General features: G+C 74.2%; 12 protein-coding genes and 2 pseudogenes. 11 read left to right on the top strand and 3 right to left on the bottom strand.

The window, feature by feature from the left end; translation table 11 throughout:
• Positions 1 to 50: 50 nt before the first annotated feature.
• From OO47_RS20390 to sucD, 3 genes are all read left to right on the top strand, one after another.
• Positions 51 to 1223: a VWA domain-containing protein gene (locus tag OO47_RS20390; RefSeq protein ID WP_037665143.1), complete on the top strand. Its 1173-nt coding sequence runs from the start codon at positions 51 to 53 to the stop codon at positions 1221 to 1223.
• A gap of 411 nt (positions 1224 to 1634) precedes the next feature.
• Complete coding sequence (gene sucC, locus OO47_RS20385; RefSeq protein WP_030218247.1) at positions 1635 to 2813, top strand: ADP-forming succinate--CoA ligase subunit beta; 1179 nt, start codon at positions 1635 to 1637, stop codon at positions 2811 to 2813.
• Between the two features lie 21 nt (positions 2814 to 2834).
• Positions 2835 to 3719: a succinate--CoA ligase subunit alpha gene (gene sucD / locus OO47_RS20380; protein ID WP_030218244.1), complete on the top strand. Its 885-nt coding sequence runs from the start codon at positions 2835 to 2837 to the stop codon at positions 3717 to 3719.
• A gap of 145 nt (positions 3720 to 3864) precedes the next feature.
• Here sucD and OO47_RS38620 read toward each other — a convergent pair whose 3' ends face one another.
• Together OO47_RS38620 and OO47_RS38615 are read right to left on the bottom strand one after the other, a co-directional pair.
• Entirely contained in the window at positions 3865 to 4725 is an 861-nt protein-coding gene (locus tag OO47_RS38620) for a sigma factor-like helix-turn-helix DNA-binding protein (RefSeq protein WP_324606523.1), read from the bottom strand.
• A 438-nt stretch (positions 4726 to 5163) separates the two neighbouring features.
• Positions 5164 to 5352 (bottom strand): annotated as a pseudogene (locus tag OO47_RS38615) (helix-turn-helix domain-containing protein); the annotation flags it as partial.
• 119 nt (positions 5353 to 5471) lie between these two features.
• Here OO47_RS38615 and OO47_RS33460 point away from each other — a divergent pair.
• Entirely contained in the window at positions 5472 to 7160 is a 1689-nt protein-coding gene (locus OO47_RS33460; protein ID WP_234323240.1) for a cell division protein PerM, read from the top strand.
• A gap of 6 nt (positions 7161 to 7166) precedes the next feature.
• Here OO47_RS33460 and OO47_RS20365 read toward each other — a convergent pair whose 3' ends face one another.
• Positions 7167 to 7949, bottom strand: a complete 783-nt coding sequence (locus OO47_RS20365) for a hypothetical protein (RefSeq protein ID WP_030218231.1) — start codon at positions 7947 to 7949, stop codon at positions 7167 to 7169.
• Positions 7950 to 8265: 316 nt separating this feature from the next.
• Between OO47_RS20365 and purN the strand changes: the two genes are divergently transcribed.
• The 7 genes and pseudogenes from purN to OO47_RS20315 all read left to right on the top strand — a co-directional run bounded on the left by purN (position 8266) and on the right by OO47_RS20315 (position 16671).
• Positions 8266 to 8895 carry a phosphoribosylglycinamide formyltransferase gene (gene purN / locus OO47_RS20360; protein WP_030218228.1) on the top strand — a complete coding sequence of 210 codons (630 nt, stop codon included), beginning with the start codon at positions 8266 to 8268 and terminating at the stop codon, positions 8893 to 8895.
• Complete coding sequence (purH, locus tag OO47_RS20355; RefSeq protein ID WP_030218226.1) at positions 8870 to 10435, top strand: bifunctional phosphoribosylaminoimidazolecarboxamide formyltransferase/IMP cyclohydrolase; 1566 nt, start codon at positions 8870 to 8872, stop codon at positions 10433 to 10435. Before purN ends, purH begins: the two co-directional genes overlap by 26 nt.
• A 140-nt stretch (positions 10436 to 10575) precedes the next feature.
• Positions 10576 to 12585 (top strand): DUF2079 domain-containing protein, encoded by a 2010-nt coding sequence (locus tag OO47_RS35230; protein ID WP_234323239.1) that lies wholly within the window; start codon positions 10576 to 10578, stop codon positions 12583 to 12585.
• A gap of 232 nt (positions 12586 to 12817) precedes the next feature.
• Positions 12818 to 13678, top strand: coding sequence for a bifunctional methylenetetrahydrofolate dehydrogenase/methenyltetrahydrofolate cyclohydrolase (locus OO47_RS20330; RefSeq protein WP_030218217.1), 861 nt, complete (start codon positions 12818 to 12820; stop codon positions 13676 to 13678).
• A gap of 34 nt (positions 13679 to 13712) precedes the next feature.
• Positions 13713 to 14108 (top strand): annotated as a pseudogene (locus tag OO47_RS20325) (DUF3017 domain-containing protein); the annotation flags it as partial.
• 234 nt (positions 14109 to 14342) lie between these two features.
• Positions 14343 to 15581, top strand: coding sequence for a helix-turn-helix domain-containing protein (locus tag OO47_RS33455; protein WP_063831920.1), 1239 nt, complete (start codon positions 14343 to 14345; stop codon positions 15579 to 15581).
• Positions 15582 to 15681: 100 nt separating this feature from the next.
• Complete coding sequence (locus tag OO47_RS20315; RefSeq protein WP_030218213.1) at positions 15682 to 16671, top strand: malate dehydrogenase; 990 nt, start codon at positions 15682 to 15684, stop codon at positions 16669 to 16671.
• Positions 16672 to 16748: the final 77 nt, after the last annotated feature.

Below are 16748 nucleotides of genomic sequence, written 5' to 3'. Positions count from 1 at the left end.
CCCCCGCGGCCCCCACAACCCCCGCGGCCCCCGACCCCGCCGACGAGCGGCTGCGTCGCTGGCGGCTCGTCCTCGGCGGGGACGGTGCCGACGGCACCGGGCGGACGCTCACCGGGACCGACGCCGCCGTGGACGGAGCCCTCGCCGCCCTCTACGACCGGCACCCGGACGACCACGGCCACAACCGCGACCGCACGAGCACCGGCCCCGGCACCGTCACCGGCCCCGGGCGGAGCCGTACGGCAGGGCTCGGCGCCTCCGCGCCCTCCGTCGTCCGCTGGCTCGGCGACATCCGCACGTACTTCCCCGCCCCCGTCGTCCAGGTCATGCAGCGCGACGCGATCGACCGGCTCGGCCTCGCCACCCTCCTCCTGGAGCCGGAGATGCTGGCGGCCGTCGAGCCCGACGTGCACCTCGTCGGCACCCTCCTCTCCCTCCGCGAGGCCATGCCCGAGACCACCAGGGAGACCGCACGCGCCGTCGTCCGCAAGGTCGCCGACGACCTGACGGAGCGCCTCGCCGCCCGCACCCGCGCCACCCTCACCGGCGCGCTCGACCGCTCCGCCCGCACCAGCCGGCCCCGCCACCGGGACGTCGACTGGAACCGCACGATCCGCGCCAACCTCAAGAACCACCTGCCCGAGCACCGCACGGTCGTCCCCGAGCGGCTCGTCGGCCACGCCCGCGCCGCCCGGGGCGTACGGAAGGAGGTCGTGCTCTGCGTCGACCAGTCCGGCTCCATGGCGGCCTCCGTCGTCCACGCCGCCGTCTTCGCCGCGGTCCTCGCCTCCCTGCGGACGCTCGCCACCCGGCTCGTCGTCTTCGACACCTCCGTCGTCGACCTGACCGACCGGCTGGACGACCCCGTCGACGTCCTCTTCGGAACCCGGCTCGGCGGCGGCACCGACATCGACCGGGCCCTCGCCCACTGCCAGGCGGGCATCACCCGCCCCGCCGACACCGTCGTCGTCCTCGTCAGCGACCTGTACGAGGGCGGCATCCGCGGCGGACTGACGAAGCGGATCGCGGCGATGAAGGCCGCCGGCACGCAGTTCGTGGCCCTGCTCGCGCTCTCCGACGAGGGCACCCCCGCCTACGACCGCGACCGGGCCGCAGAGCTCGCCGCGCTGGGCGTCCCGGCCTTCGCCTGCACCCCCGACCTCTTTCCGGAGATCATGGCCGCCGCCCTGGAGAAGCGCCCCCTGCCGATACCCGCCGGCTGACCTCCGCGGGGCGACCCGGAGTGCGGAATCCGTCGTCGCGGGCCACTCGCACGGGTGGACGGAGAGCGACTGAGTCCCATATCACAGCGGCCTCGAGGCGCCCCTCACTCCGCCGCCCCGCGCGCCGTGAGCAGCCGGAACCCCGGGCCCCGCCTGCCACGACCGCCGCGGGCCGCCCTCCCGCGACCCCCGCGGACGGTCCCGCCGCCCTCACGCCCTGTGACCCGTATCACCGCTCTCCTGTGATCTGCGATTTAGGGACCCACGGCACACGGCGATAACCTGCGAGACGGACATGCCGCGTCCACGGACACCGTGTACGCCTCCCTTGTGACAGAGCAGTCACGTTGCCCTCCGCGGCACGCCCACGCAGACAACGAACCGCGATCATCAGAAAAGGGACGGACGCGCGTGGACCTGTTCGAGTACCAGGCGAGGGACCTCTTCGCCAAGCACGGTGTACCGGTGCTGGCCGGTGAAGTCATCGACACGCCTGAGGCGGCGCGCGAGGCCACCGAGCGTCTTGGCGGCAAGTCGGTCGTCAAGGCGCAGGTGAAGGTCGGCGGCCGCGGCAAGGCCGGCGGCGTGAAGCTGGCCGCCACCCCGGACGAGGCCGTCGCCCGCGCGACGGACATCCTCGGGATGGACATCAAGGGCCACACGGTCCACAAGGTGATGATCGCGGAGACCGCTCCGGAGATCGTCGAGGAGTACTACGTCTCGTACCTCCTCGACCGCACCAACCGCACCTTCCTGGCGATGGCCTCCGTCGCCGGCGGCATGGACATCGAGGAGGTCGCCGCGACGACCCCCGAGAAGCTCGCCAAGGTGCCGGTCGACTCCAACAAGGGCGTCGACATCGAGAAGGCCCGCGAGATCGTGGCCCTGGCGCAGTTCCCGGCCGACGTGGCCGAGAAGGTCGCCGAGGTCCTCGTGACCCTGTGGGACACCTTCGTCGCCGAGGACGCGCTCCTCGTCGAGGTGAACCCGCTGGCCAAGGTCGCCTCCGGCGACATCCTGGCCCTCGACGGCAAGGTCTCCCTCGACGAGAACGCCGACTTCCGCCAGCCCGGGCACGAGGCCCTGGAGGACAAGGCGGCGGCCAACCCGCTCGAGGCCGCGGCCAAGGCCAAGGGCCTCAACTACGTCAAGCTCGACGGCGAGGTCGGCATCATCGGCAACGGCGCCGGCCTGGTCATGTCGACCCTGGACGTCGTCGCGTACGCCGGTGAGAACCACGGCGGCGTGAAGCCCGCCAACTTCCTCGACATCGGCGGCGGCGCCTCCGCCGAGGTCATGGCGAACGGCCTGGAGATCATCCTGGGCGACCCGGACGTCAAGTCCGTGTTCGTCAACGTCTTCGGCGGCATCACCGCCTGCGACGAGGTCGCCAACGGCATCGTCCAGGCCCTGGAGCTCCTCGCCTCCAAGGGCGAGGAGGTCACCAAGCCGCTGGTCGTGCGCCTCGACGGCAACAACGCCGAGCTGGGTCGCAAGATCCTGTCGGACGCCAACCACCCGCTGGTGCAGCGCGTGGACACCATGGACGGAGCGGCCGACAAGGCCGCCGAGCTCGCGGCTGCGAAGTAAGGGACGAGGGACACCAGAGCCATGGCTATCTTCCTCAACAAGGACAGCAAGGTCATCGTCCAGGGCATGACCGGTGCCACGGGCATGAAGCACACCAAGCTCATGCTGGGTGACGGCACCAACATCGTCGGCGGCGTGAACCCGCGCAAGGCCGGCACCAAGGTCGACTTCGACGGCACCGAGGTGCCGGTCTTCGGCACCGTCGCCGAGGCCATCAAGGAGACCGGCGCCGACGTCTCGGTCCTCTTCGTGCCGCCGGCCTTCGCGAAGGCCGCCGTCGTCGAGGCCATCGACGCCGAGATCCCCCTCGCGGTCGTCATCACCGAGGGCATCGCCGTCCACGACTCCGCCGCGTTCTACGCGTACGCCGTGGAGAAGGGCAACAAGACCCGCCTCATCGGCCCGAACTGCCCCGGTCTCATCACGCCGGGCCAGTCCAACGCCGGCATCATCCCGGGCGACATCACGAAGCCGGGCCGCATCGGCCTGGTCTCGAAGTCCGGCACGCTGACGTACCAGATGATGTACGAGCTCCGTGACATCGGCTTCTCGTCCGCCGTCGGCATCGGTGGCGACCCGGTCATCGGCACCACGCACATCGACGCCCTGGCGGCCTTCGAGGCCGACCCGGAGACCGACCTGATCGTCATGATCGGCGAGATCGGCGGCGACGCCGAGGAGCGTGCGGCCGACTTCATCAAGGCCAACGTCACCAAGCCGGTCGTCGGCTACGTCGCGGGCTTCACCGCGCCCGAGGGCAAGACCATGGGCCACGCCGGCGCCATCGTCTCCGGCTCCTCCGGCACCGCCCAGGCGAAGAAGGAGGCCCTGGAGGCCGCGGGCGTCAAGGTCGGCAAGACCCCGACCGAGACGGCCAAGCTGGCGCGCGCGATCCTCGCGGGCTGACGCCGCCGCCACCGCACAGCGCGTGGGCCCCGCCCCTCCCGGGAAACCGGGCGGGGGCGGGGCCCACGCGTGTACGGGCCCATGCGCGTACGGGCCCACTGGCGTACGGAGCCACTCGCGTACGGGCTTGTTCGCGAACGGGTGGTCACCCGGCCACCGGGACCAGGCGCTCGGGGCCCGGGTTCGGTTCGGAGCGCAGCCGGTCGCGGAGCTCCAGGTCCTCGGGCCTGAGCTTCTCCGGGCCGCCGCGCACCGGCACCCCGTTGACGGTCTCGCCCGGCGCGTTCACCGGGACGTACCGGGTCGGCGCGGTCACGGCCGTGAAACCGGTCATCGCGACGAGGACCGCCGTCACGCCGACCACCGCCCGCGTCCAGGTGCGGATCCGGTGCTCGCTGCCGGTCCGGACCGCGCGGGCCGCCGGGAGGTCCGCCACCGGCTCCTCCGCGACCAGCGCGTCCAGCCGCCGGCGCAGCTCCTCGGGCTCGGCGAGGTCGGGGTCCTTCCGGCCGAGGACCGTGCGCGCGTGCAGCAGCCGGTTGGCGGCGGCGGGGGTGCTCGCCTCCGTCTCGGCCGCCGTGTCCGGCAGGTCGAGGCCGAGGCCGTCGTAGAGCAGCACGGTGCGGCGGTACGGCGGCGGCAGTTCGAGCAGCGCGGAGAGCAGCTCCTGTCCCCGCCGGCCCGCCTCGGCCGAAGGGGCGTCGGGGTGCTTGTGGGCGCGGCGCAGCCGGTGCCAGGGGGAGAGGGCGTACTCGTACGCCGCCGCCCGCACCCAGCCCACCGGGTCCGCGTCGACCGCGACCTCGGGCCAGCGCTGCCACGCCTGCTGGAAGGCGCGCTCGACGCTCTCCCGGGAGAGCGCCCGGCGGCCGGTGAGCAAGAACGTCTGATGGACGAGGCCGGGCGCGGCGTGCGCGTAGAGCGCGTCGAACGCCTCTTCGGGGGTGAGGCCCGGCGCGGCGTCCGCCTCCTCCGGCGCGCCCGGTTTCAGGCGCTCCGCCGGCATGGAGACCCCGTCACCGGCCGGTACGGGAGGAAGGACCCGGGTCGGCTCGGCGTCCCGCCCGTCCGCGCCCCGGACCCGGTCGCCGGCGGGGCGCCGGGAAGAGACAGGGGAGGAGGGGGCCGAAGGAGTGACCCCGGCGCTTGCGACGGCCGTTTCCGGCCCGGACGCGGCTCCGGGCTCGGACGCGGCTCCGGGTTCGGACGCGGTTTCGGGTTCGGACGTGGCTCCGGGCTCGGACGCGGCGCCGGATCCGGACGCGGCTCCCGGTTCGGACGCCGCTCCCGGGCCAGGGGCCGCTCCCGGGCCGGGGGCCGTGGCCGGCTCGGGCGTCGCTTTCGTCCCGGGCACGGGGGGCCGCGCTTCCGGCCGTCGTGTCCCGGTCCCCCCGGCGGGGGCGGGCGCAGGGGACGGGCCGCCCGTGCCGAGCAGCAGCTTCGCGTACGCCTCGCGCTTGCGTCCGCGGGGCGCCGAGCGCCCGTTCTCCCACGCCTTGACCGTGGCTTTCGTGACGCCCAAGGCCTCGGCGACCTGCTCCTCGCTCAGGGCGAGGGCCTCGCGCAACCGGCGCCGCTCCTTGGGGGTCGGCAGGGTGGCGGAGGGGGTGGAATCCGCGGTGCTCCGGCTCATGGGCGTCGACCTCCCGCAGAGCTTCTCTGGGCGGAAAAGTACATAAACGTATCTTGGGCGACACAACGGATGTTTGCCCGTTACGCGGCGAAAGCGCGTGTCGTTGGGAGCATGGCCCCGTGACCCACGTGACCGAGCATCCCCTGGTCCAGGGCGGCCGCTCCGCCGCGCTCGCCGCCGCCTGCGTCCGGGGCGGGGTCGCCGCCGGACTGGGCCTCGGCGCCCTCGCGGTCCTGGTGATCGCGGCCTGGATCAGCTCCCCGTTCCCCGACGGCGGCCCCCACGACGTCCTGCACGCCGCCGCCGGGCTCTGGCTGCTCGCCCACGGCGTGGACCTGATCCGTACGGACACCCTCTCCGACCTGCCCGCGCCCCTCGGCGTCGTCCCGCTCCTCCTCACCGCCCTGCCCGTCTGGCTCGTCCACCGGGCGGCCCGCGACACCCTCGACCCGGGCGCCGGCGGCCGGAACCGGCCGCGCCCCTCCCCGAGCGGCGCGATCGGCGCCGTGGCCGGGGGATACCTGCTGGTCACGGCGGCGGTGGTGCTCCACAGCGAGGGCGGACCGCTGCCCGCCGACCTGGTCACGGCCGGTCTCTGGCCGCCGGCCGTCGTCGCCTGCGCGGCGGCGGCGGGGGCCTGGACGGCGCTCGGCCGCCCGTTCCCCGGGCAGCGGTGGGCGGTCCTCCCGAGCGCGGCCGGGCTCGGCCTCGTGACGCTGCTCGTCGGCGGCGCGGCGGCCGCGGCGATCTCGCTGGCCCTGCGCGCGGACCGGGCACAGGCCCTGTTCCTGGGCCTGGCGGGGGAGTGGTCGGGCCGGGCGGCCGTTCTGCTGCTCGTCCTGGCACTGCTGCCGAACGCCGCCGTGTGGGGGGCCGCGTACGGCCTCGGGCCCGGCTTCTCCCTCGGCACGGGCGCCCTCGCGACCCCGCTGGGCCTCGCCGGGGACCCGGCCGTACCGCCCTTCCCGCTCCTGGCGGCGGTGCCCGCCGAGGGGCGCGGCACCTGGCTCCACTGGTCGGCCGCGGCGGTCCCGCTGGCCGCGGCCCTGCTCCTGGGGCGCCGGGTGGGCCGCTCGGCGCGGACCTGGACCGTCCGGGACACGGTGCTGACGGCCCTGGGCGCGGCCGGGGCGTGCGCGGCGGCCGTCGCCGCCCTCGCGGGGGCGGCGGGCGGCCCGCTGGGCTCCGGCCGGCTGGCCGCGTTCGGCCCGGTGTGGTGGCAGGCGGGTGCCGCGGCGCTGCTGTGGGGGGCCTGCGCGGGCGTTCCGACGGCGCTGGGGGTACGGGCCTGGGGCCGCCGCTCCCCGCGGCCGAAGCGCGTACCGGCCCCCGTCCCGGCCGCCCCGGACCCCATGGAGCCGGAGCCGGAGACGGGGGAGGGCGCCACCGTCGGCGGGAAGCCCTCCCGGATGCCCTCCCTGAAGTGGGTGCGGCTCCGTGACCGGGACCGTGGCCGGGCCCGGAACCGGTTCCGGCTCCTGGCCCAGCGGACCGGAGCGGCCCCGGGGCTCCCGGGGCCCGGCGCCGACCCGTACGGCAGGGGTCCGTACGGCAGGGGTCCGTACGACAGCGATCCGTACGACGACCTGTACGGGGATCCCTTCGGGGACACCGGCTACGAGCCGTACGACTTCCTCCCGGCGGCCTGGGAGCCCGCCACGAAACCGGAGCCGCAGCCACAGCCGCACCCGCAGCCACAGCCGCACCCGCAGCCACAGCCGCACCCGCAGCCACAGCCGGAGCCGGAGCCGGAGTCGAAACCGGAGCCACGGCCGGAGCAGGACTCCGAGGGCCCCGGCGCCGCGTGAGTCCCGCTACTCCCGGACCCCGAAGCCCGCCCGCAGCGGCTTCGGCAGGAGGTCGTTGCAGGCCAGCCGGCCCGCCTGGGTGAGGGCGTCGTCCCGGCACTCGTAGAAGTCCCGGTAGACGAGCTGCATCGTGAAGCCGCCCGCCACGATCGCCAGGGCCACGCTCGACGCGACCAGGCCGCTGATCGCGGCCGTCCGCATCGCCCGCAGCGGGGCGGGCGCCGGGGAGGCGCCCCGCCCCGGAGTCCGCGAGGGCTGGGACGCCGGCTGTGACGCCGACGACACCCCGGCGGCCCCGCCGGTCCCCTCCGCCGCCTGCCGTCCGTCCCCCTTCGGCTTGGCGCGCAGCGAGCTGATCGCCCAATAGAGGCCGAGGGAGCCGAGGAGCAGGGCCAGCTCCGGGATCTCGAAGAGGGCGAAGAAGAACCCCCACATGCCGGCGAGGATCGCGTACCGCGCCCGCCGCTGCGCCGGGTCCGTCGGGTCCCAGCGGAGCCCCGGGCCGCGCCCGGACCCGCCCTGTCCCGACCCGCCCTGACCCCCCTGGCCGCCCTGGCGCTCGGGTCCGCGGCCGAAGCCGTCCCCCGAGGGCCCCGGCTGGCGCGGGCTCCAGCGCCCGTCGGACGCGCCGGACGCGCCGGACGGGTCCGAGGGGCCCGGCGGGTCGGGAGTCCCGGACGCGTCGCCGCCCGAGCCCTCCGGTCGCCGCGGCTGCCACGGCTGGTCCGGCCGGCCCTCGGGCGGCGGCGCGAACGGGTTGTTGTCGTCCGTGGACTGGCGTTCCGGCATCTGCTGAACGTCTTCCCTCTGTCGTCTCGACCACGGCCGCACCCGTGGTCTCCGCTGTGTCTCGACTGCTGTCTGCGTCTGTCTGCGTCTGTCTGCGTCTGTCTGCACGCCGCCCGGCCCCGTCCCGGCCCCCGACCGGCCCGGTGCGCGTCCGGCGTCGGACCCTGACGCTACCGCCCTGCCTCGCCCCCGTCCCGTGGGGGCCGTCCGGTGTGCCGGTATCGTTGCTGACGGTCGAGCCATTCGTAGGGTTCCCCGTATCGAGCGACACGATTCGTTCGTACGACCGCACAAACACCACGGAAAGAGTGACCCAGTGGCTGCCGCCCGCCTCGTCGTCCTGGTCTCCGGTTCCGGTACCAACCTGCAGGCCCTCCTCGACGCCGTCGCCGCCGACCCCGAGGGGTACGGCGCCGAGATCGTCGCCGTCGGCGCCGACCGCGACGGGATCGCCGGTCTGGAGCGCGCCGAGCGCGCCGGGCTCCCGACCTTCGTGTGCCGGGTGAAGGACCACGCGAGCCGCGAGGAGTGGGACCGCGCCCTGACGGAGGCCACCGCCGCGTACGAGCCGGACCTCGTCGTCTCGGCCGGCTTCATGAAGATCGTCGGCAAGGAGTTCCTCGCCCGCTTCGACGGCCGGGTCGTCAACACCCACCCGGCCCTGCTCCCCAGTTTTCCCGGTGCCCACGGGGTGCGCGACGCCCTCGCGTACGGCGCGAAGGTCACCGGGTGCACCGTCCACTTCGTCGACGACGGCGTCGACACCGGCCCGATCATCGCCCAGGGCGTGGTCGAGGTGCGGGAGACGGACGATGAAGCCGCTCTGCACGAGCGCATCAAGGAAGTCGAGCGCTCGCTGCTCGTCGACGTCGTGGGGCGTCTCGCCCGGCACGGCTACCGCATTGAGGGACGAAAGGTTCATGTCGGTGAACACGGACACCGTTAAGCCCATCCGCCGCGCGCTGGTCAGCGTCTACGACAAGACGGGGCTCGAAGACCTGGCCCGCGGCCTGCACGAGGCCGGTGTCGAGCTCGTCTCCACCGGCTCCACCGCCGGGAAGATCGCCGCGGCCGGCGTTCCCGTCACCAAGGTCGAGGAGCTGACCGGCTTCCCCGAGTGCCTGGACGGGCGCGTCAAGACCCTCCACCCGCGCGTGCACGCCGGCATCCTCGCCGACCTGCGCCTGGAGTCGCACCGCGAGCAGCTCGCGGAGCTCGGCGTGGAGCCGTTCGACCTGGTCGTCGTGAACCTCTACCCGTTCCGCGAGACGGTCGCCTCCGGCGCCACCCCGGACGAGTGCGTCGAGCAGATCGACATCGGCGGCCCCTCCATGGTCCGCGCCGCCGCGAAGAACCACCCGTCCGTGGCCATCGTCACCAGCCCGGAGCGGTACGGCGACGTGCTCGCCGCCGTCCGGTCCGGCGGCTTCGACCTGACCGCCCGCAAGCGGCTCGCGGGCGAGGCCTTCCGGCACACGGCCGCCTACGACGTGGCCGTCGCCTCCTGGTTCGCGGACGACTATGCGGCGGCCGACGACAGCGGCTTCCCGGGCTTCCTGGGCGCCACGTACGAGCGGAAGAACGTCCTGCGGTACGGCGAGAACCCGCACCAGGGCGCCGCCCTCTACGTCGACGGCACGGGCGGCCTCGCCGAGGCGGAGCAGCTGCACGGCAAGGAGATGTCGTACAACAACTACACGGACACCGACGCCGCGCGCCGGGCCGCGTACGACCACGACGAGCCCTGCGTCGCGATCATCAAGCACGCCAACCCGTGCGGCATCGCGATCGGCGCCGACGTCGCCGAGGCCCACCGCAAGGCGCACGCCTGCGACCCGCTGTCCGCGTTCGGCGGCGTCATCGCCGTCAACCGTCCGGTGACGGTCGAGCTGGCCGAGCAGGTCGCGGAGATCTTCACCGAGGTCATCGTCGCCCCGGCCTACGAGGACGGCGCGGTCGAGGTCCTGGCCAGGAAGAAGAACATCCGCGTGCTGCGCGCCGAGGGCGCCCCGGCCAACCCGGTCGAGGTCAAGCCGGTCGACGGCGGCGCGCTGCTCCAGGTCACCGACCGCCTCCAGGCCGACGGCGACGACCCGGCGAACTGGACCCTCGCCACCGGCGACGCCCTCTCCGCCGAGGAGCTGGCCGAGCTGTCCTTCGCCTGGAAGGCCTGCCGCGCGGTCAAGTCCAACGCGATCCTGCTCGCCAAGGGCGGCGCCTCGGTCGGCGTCGGCATGGGCCAGGTCAACCGCGTCGACTCCGCCAAGCTGGCCGTCGAGCGGGCGGGTGAGGAGCGGGCGCGCGGCTCGTACGCCGCCTCCGACGCCTTCTTCCCCTTCCCGGACGGCCTGGAGATCCTCACCGCGGCCGGCGTGAAGGCGGTCGTGCAGCCCGGCGGCTCGGTCCGCGACGAGCTGGTCGTCGAGGCGGCGGCCAAGGCCGGCGTGACGATGTACTTCACGGGCACCCGCCACTTCTTCCACTGACCCGCGTCCGCGTGACGCGAACGGCCCGCCGTCCCTCCCCGGGGCGGCGGGCCGTCCGCGTCGCGTCGGTGGATCAGTCGATCGGGCGGTCTCTGTTCTAATGGGTTGCTCTTCTGTCGGCCGCCGGTAATGAGGGCGTGATGTTGGACGTAGGGAACAAGTCCCCCGAGGAGGCCGTCGGCGCCGGCGCCCCCGCCGCCGGCATTCCCGCCCCGGCGAGCGCCCCGGAGGCCGCGGAGGCCCCGGACGCGGCCGGTGCCGGGGCGCCGACCGGCCTCGCGCCCGCCCCCCTCCGCCCGTACCTGATCGTCGCGGGCGTCCTCTGCGCGCTCTACTTCCTCTACTCCTGGGTGCAGTACGCGCACTTCCGCACCCCCTCCTGGGACCTCGGGATCTTCGGGCAGTCCGTCCGCGCGTACGCCGAGTTCCGGGCCCCGATCGTCGACATAAAGGGGCCCGGCTTCCCGATCCTCGGGGACCACTTCAGCCCGGTCACCGCCCTGCTCGCGCCGCTGTACTGGATCTGGCCCTCGCCGGTCGCCCTGCTCTTCGCGCAGGCCGCGCTCTTCGCCGCCTCGTCCGTCGTCGTCGGCCGCACCGCGCAGCAGGTGCTCGGCAGCCGGGCCGCCGGCCTCGGGCTCGCGATCGCGTACGGGCTCTCCTGGGGGCTCCAGGAGGCGGTGAAGTCCGACTTCCACGAGATCGCCTTCGCCGTCCCGCTGCTCGCCCTGACCTGCCGGGCCCTGATCCTCGGCCGCTGGTCCCTGGCCGCCTCCTGGGCGGTCCCGCTGATCCTGGTCAAGGAGGACATGGGGCTCACCGTCGCCATGGTCGGCGCGGTCCTCTTCCTCAAGGGGAGCCGGCGGCTCGGCGCCGCCCTGGCCGCCTTCGGCGTCGCCGCCTTCGCCCTCACGGTCCTCGTCCTGATCCCGGCGGCGAGCAGCCTCGGCCAGTACGACTACTGGTCCAAGATCGAGAAGACCGGCGAGGGGGCCGACACCTCCTTCGGGCAGATCGTCGGCGACGCCCTCGCCTCCGGCGACCGCTGGGAGATGGTCCTCCACCTCTTCGCGATCACCGGCTTCCTCGCCCTGCGCTCCCCGCTGGTCCTGCTCGTCCTGCCGACCCTGGGCTGGCGCTTCCTCTCCCAGGACCCCAACCACTGGGGCATGCTCTGGCACTACAGCGCGATCCTCATGCCGGTCGTCTTCCTGGCCCTGGTGGACGGCGCCCGCGCGGTGCGCACCTCGCCGCGCGCCTGGCTCGTCTCGTACGGGAGGGTCGTCGTCCCGGTGGCGACGGCGGTCGCGCTCGCGCTCGCCGCGCACCTGCCGCTGCGGGAGCTGACGAAGCCGGAGACGTACCGGGCGGACGCGCGGGTCGCGCAGGCGCGGGCGGCGCTGGCGACGGTGCCGAAGGGGGTGAGCGTGGAGACGGACGTCTCGCTCCTCGCCCACCTCACGGCGGACCACCGGGTCTACTGGGCCGGGACCTCCCACCCGGTTCCTGAAGGAACCGGGCCCCCGCCGTCCGTCTGCGGATCAGTACTGCTGCTTGTTGCGGTTGAACCAGGCCGCGCCGTCCGACTTCGCCACGAAGACGATGATCAGGATGCTGAGGACGAGGCTCACGATGCCGAGGGGCAGCGAGAAGAGGCTGAACAGCGTGCTGATCGAGGCCCAGACGATGGAGCCGACGCGGACGCCGCTGCCGCCCGACTTGAACTTGGCGGCCAGCACCATGCCGAAGACGGCGAAGACGAGCGAGATGACGCCCACGACGATCAGGACGCCCTGGCCCAGGTCGGCGAAGACCTGCGCGTCGGCGGAGTTCGCGCCCGACTTCTCCAGCTCGCCCTCGAGGGCGAAGGACATGCCGATCACCACGAGGCCGCCGAGCAGGTTGAGGGCGCTCAGGATCCACAGCATCACGCGCGCGGCCTTCACACCGCCGGGCATCTCCATGGTCGCGCCCGGGTAGCCGCCGCCGTACGGCGAGACCGGCGGGGCCGCCGGGTAGCCGTAGCCCTGCTGCGGGACGCCCTGCGGGGCCTGCTGCGGGTAGCCGTAACCGGGCTGCTGTCCCTGCCCCTGGGGCTGGCCGTAGGGGTTGTTCGGGTCGCCGAAGCTCATCGCGGGATTCCTCCGTGAATTTCTCTGTGCGGGGACGACGCGGCCCGCGCGGAGGACCTTCACGGCATTTGAGCGGATTTCCCCCCGGCACTTTCCGCGGCACTTCGCGGATCATCGTCGTCGCAAGGCCGACTTTTTGTCCAGTCGATACGTCGCGGAGTTGTGCAAGTGCAACCTTCCGTTCCGCGGCCGGTCCCCCTCCGCACGGGCGAATTGGAAGAAGGCGGGGGGCATCCGGGAAGATGGCTCCATGAGCGCCCAGATTCTCGACGGCAAGGCCACCGCAGCCGCGATCAAGTCCGATCTGACCGCCCGTGTGGCGGCCCTCGGGGAGAAGGGCGTCACGCCCGGCCTCGGCACCCTCCTCGTCGGCGACGACCCGGCCAGCCAGAAGTACGTGGCCGGCAAGCACCGCGACTGCGCGGAGGTCGGCATCGCCTCCATCCAGCGCACGCTGCCGGCCACCGCCACCCAGGAGGAGGTCGAGGCGGTCGTACGGGAACTCAACGAGGACCCGGCCTGCACGGGCTACATCGTGCAGCTCCCGCTGCCCAAGGGCATCGACGAGAACCGCGTCCTGGAGCTGATGGACCCGGAGAAGGACGCGGACGGACTGCACCCGACCAACCTCGGCCGCCTGGTGCTCAACGAGCCCGCCCCGCTGCCCTGCACCCCCAACGGCGTCATCACCCTGCTGCGCCGCCACGGCGTGGAGATCGACGGCGCCGAGGTCGTGGTGGTCGGGCGCGGCGTCACCATCGGGCGCTCGATGCCGCTGCTGCTCACCCGCCGCTCCGAGAACGCGACCGTGACCCAGTGCCACACCGGCACCCGGGACCTCGCGGCGCACCTGCGGAACGCCGACATCATCGTGGCGGCGGCCGGCGTGCCGCACCTGATCGGGCCCGAGGACGTGAAGCCGGGCGCGGCCGTCCTCGACGTCGGCGTCTCGCGCAACGCCGAGGGGAAGATCGTCGGCGACGTGCACCCGGGCGTCGCCGAGGTCGCCGGCTGGATCTCCCCGAACCCGGGCGGCGTGGGCCCGATGACCCGCGCCCAGCTCCTCGTCAACGTCGTCGAGGCCGCCGAGCGCGCGGCCGCGGCGCTCTGACGTGAGCCCCGGGAGCTCCCTGATGCGACGCGGACCGCGCCGACGGCCGCCCACCGTCACCACCGACACCGCGCGCCCCGAGGGCGGCGGGCGCGCCGCGCCCGGCGCCGCCCCGGCGCCCGCGCGCCAGTGGCCGCTGCTCACGGTCCTCTGCGTGGCCGGGGCCGGGCTGCTCGTGGTGGGCACGGAGCCGTTCCCCCAGTCCTTCCGGGTGGGGACGATCCTGGTCGGGGCCGCGCTCCTGCTCGGCGCCGTGATGCGGCGGGCGGTGCCGTCCGTGGGCATGCTGGCGGTCCGGTCCCGCTTCACGGACATGATCACGTACGGGGTGATGGGCGGTCTGATCGTGCTGCTCGCGCTCATGGTGCAGCCGAAGCCCTGGCTGCGGATCCCGTTCCTGGAGGACGTCCTCCACCTGACGGTGACGTAGGCCTCTTGTGACGGGTGCGGCGCCCGCCCTCTCCCCCGTGGGAGGGCGGGCGCCGTCGTGATCAAGGGTCGTGTGCATGCCGACGCCGGTTCAAGGCCCGTCGGCGCGCTGTGGCACGGAAGTGACCATTCCGGTACGTCGTCCCCGCACGGGGCCCACGCCGCTCCCGGAGCTGCCATCCTTCGACGTGCACGGACGGGACAGGGGACGAGAGCAGGGACGAGGGGGCCGCGCATGCCCGGCTGGAAGGCGCTTCCGGAGGAACTCGACCCGGAGGTGCGCGCGTTCACGGAACGGATCCGTCGCCTGATCGACCGCAGCGGCTTCGGAGTGACGGCCCTCGCCGAACGCACCGGGCACGAACGGGCCTCCTGGGACGCGTACCTGAACGCACGCCGGCCGGTGCCGCGGGGCGCGGTGACCGCCCTCGCGGAGGTGACGGGCGCGGACCCCGCCGACCTCGTGGCCCGCTGGGAGCGCACACGGGGACGCGTCGTGCCCGAGGGGACGGCGCCCGGTGGCCCCGAGGGGGACGGCTCCGGTTCCGGCCGGGCCGACCTTCCCGACGGCCCCGGCGACGACGGCACCACGCGGATCCGGCGCCTCGCCCCGGAGCGCCCGGCGAAGACACCGGACCTGCGCCCGGCCGGGTCTCCGGACCCGCGCCCGGCCGGGTCCCCGGACCCGCGCCCGGTCAAGTCCCCGGACCTGCGCCCGGCCAGGTCCCCGGACCCGTACTCGGCCGAGTCCCCGGACCCGCGCCCGGCCCTGCCCCCGGATCAGGACCAGGCCCCGATCCCGGATCAGGACCGGGCCCCCAGCCCCTCCCCCCGCAGGGCGCCCCTCCTCCTCTACCTCGCCGGGGTCCTCGGCGCCCTGCTCGTCGTCACCGCCGCCCTGCTCCTCGTCGACCTGGGCGGCGTCGGCGAAGGGGCGGACGCCGGCGCGGACGGGCGCGCGTCCGCACCGCCCACCACCCCCGCCCCCAGCCCCCCGCCCCGTACCGGCCTCCCCGCGGGGGTGAAGTGCTCCGGGGCCGACTGCGCCGGGCGGGACCCCGAGGCCATGGGGTGCGGCGGCCCCCTCGCCGTCACCGTCGCACGCGTCCGCGTCGGCACCGTCGGCGTCGAGGTCCGCCACAGCGCCGCCTGTTCGGCCTCCTGGGCCCGGATCACCGGCGCCGCCCCCGGCGACACCGTCTCCGTCGAGGTCGCGGGCGCGACCGAGCGCGCCACCGTCCCGGAGGGCGCCGACACGGCGGCGACGGAGACCGACGCGTACACCCCGATGCTGGCCGTCGCCCCGCGCGCGGCCGCGCGCGCCTGCGGCACCCTCGCGGACGGCACCAGGGCCTGCGCGACGGGCCGGTGGGACCCGCGCGGCGGGCGGGCGGAACGGTCCGCGCGGACGGGTGGCAGTGAGCCGGACCACAAGGGGGTGGGGATTCAGGAGGGCCCGGGTCGGATAGCCTGACCGCTGGATATCTCTTCACGTCGAGACACCGATCGATCAAGAGGGGTATCCCGCACCAGGGGCAGGGACCCCCACCGCCAGCTGTCTTACGGAGATCGCCATGACCCGCACTCCCGTGAATGTCACCGTGACCGGCGCGGCCGGCCAGATCGGCTACGCGCTGCTCTTCCGCATCGCCTCCGGCCACCTGCTCGGCGCGGACGTGCCGGTCAAGCTGCGCCTCCTCGAGATCCCGCAGGGCGTCAAGGCCGCCGAGGGCACCGCCATGGAGCTCGACGACTGCGCGTTCCCGCTGCTCAAGGGCATCGACATCTTCGACGACCCGAACCAGGGCTTCGAGGGCGCCAACGTCGCGCTGCTCGTCGGCGCCCGCCCCCGTACCAAGGGCATGGAGCGCGGCGACCTGCTCGCGGCCAACGGCGGCATCTTCAAGCCGCAGGGCAAGGCCATCAACGACCACGCCGCGGACGACATCAAGGTCCTCGTCGTCGGCAACCCGGCCAACACCAACGCCCTGATCGCCCAGGCCGCCGCCCCGGACGTCCCGGCCGAGCGCTTCACCGCGATGACCCGCCTGGACCACAACCGCGCGCTGTCGCAGCTCGCCGCGAAGACCGGCACCTCCGTCGAGGACATCAAGCGCCTCACCATCTGGGGCAACCACTCCGCCACCCAGTACCCGGACGTCTTCCACGCGGAGATCGCCGGCAAGAACGCCGCCGAGGTCGTCGACGACCAGGCGTGGCTGGCCGACACCTTCATCCCGACCGTCGCCAAGCGCGGCGCCGCGATCATCGAGGCCCGTGGCGCCTCCTCCGCCGCCTCCGCCGCGAACGCCGCCATCGACCACGTCCACACCTGGGTCAACGGCACCGCCGAGGGCGACTGGACCTCCATGGGCGTCCCGTCGGACGGCTCCTACGGCGTCCCCGAGGGCCTCATCTCCTCCTTCCCCGTCACCACCAAGGACGGGAAGTACGAGATCGTCCAGGGCCTGGAGATCAACGACTTCTCCCGCGCCCGCATCGACGCCTCCGTGCAGGAGCTCGCCGAGGAGCGCGACGCGGTCCGCGAGCTCGGCCTCATCTGAGCCGGCTCCTCCCGCACCTCCGGCGCCCCCGGCCCGTACGACGCCCGTACGGACCGGGGGCGCCGTTTTTCCACCGG

Source organism: Streptomyces bikiniensis (assembly GCF_000716625.1).
Classification (GTDB): domain Bacteria; phylum Actinomycetota; class Actinomycetes; order Streptomycetales; family Streptomycetaceae; genus Streptomyces; species Streptomyces bikiniensis.
This window is presented reverse-complemented; position numbering and strand designations above follow the sequence as displayed.

Bases quoted from the DNA above. Each gene is read 5' to 3' on its own strand.
- OO47_RS38620 (WP_324606523.1), bottom strand. From the start codon at position 4,725: ATGCCGGCGGAGCGCCTGAAACCGGGCGCGCCGGAGGAGGCGGACGCC.
- OO47_RS20365 (WP_030218231.1), bottom strand. From the start codon at position 7,949: ATGCCGGAACGCCAGTCCACGGACGACAACAACCCGTTCGCGCCGCCG.
- OO47_RS20315 (WP_030218213.1), top strand. From the start codon at position 15,682: ATGACCCGCACTCCCGTGAATGTCACCGTGACCGGCGCGGCCGGCCAG.
- OO47_RS20330 (WP_030218217.1), top strand. From the start codon at position 12,818: ATGAGCGCCCAGATTCTCGACGGCAAGGCCACCGCAGCCGCGATCAAG.
- OO47_RS33455 (WP_063831920.1), top strand. From the start codon at position 14,343: ATGCCCGGCTGGAAGGCGCTTCCGGAGGAACTCGACCCGGAGGTGCGC.
- sucD (WP_030218244.1), top strand. From the start codon at position 2,835: ATGGCTATCTTCCTCAACAAGGACAGCAAGGTCATCGTCCAGGGCATG.
- purH (WP_030218226.1), top strand. From the start codon at position 8,870: ATGTCGGTGAACACGGACACCGTTAAGCCCATCCGCCGCGCGCTGGTC.
- OO47_RS35230 (WP_234323239.1), top strand. From the start codon at position 10,576: ATGTTGGACGTAGGGAACAAGTCCCCCGAGGAGGCCGTCGGCGCCGGC.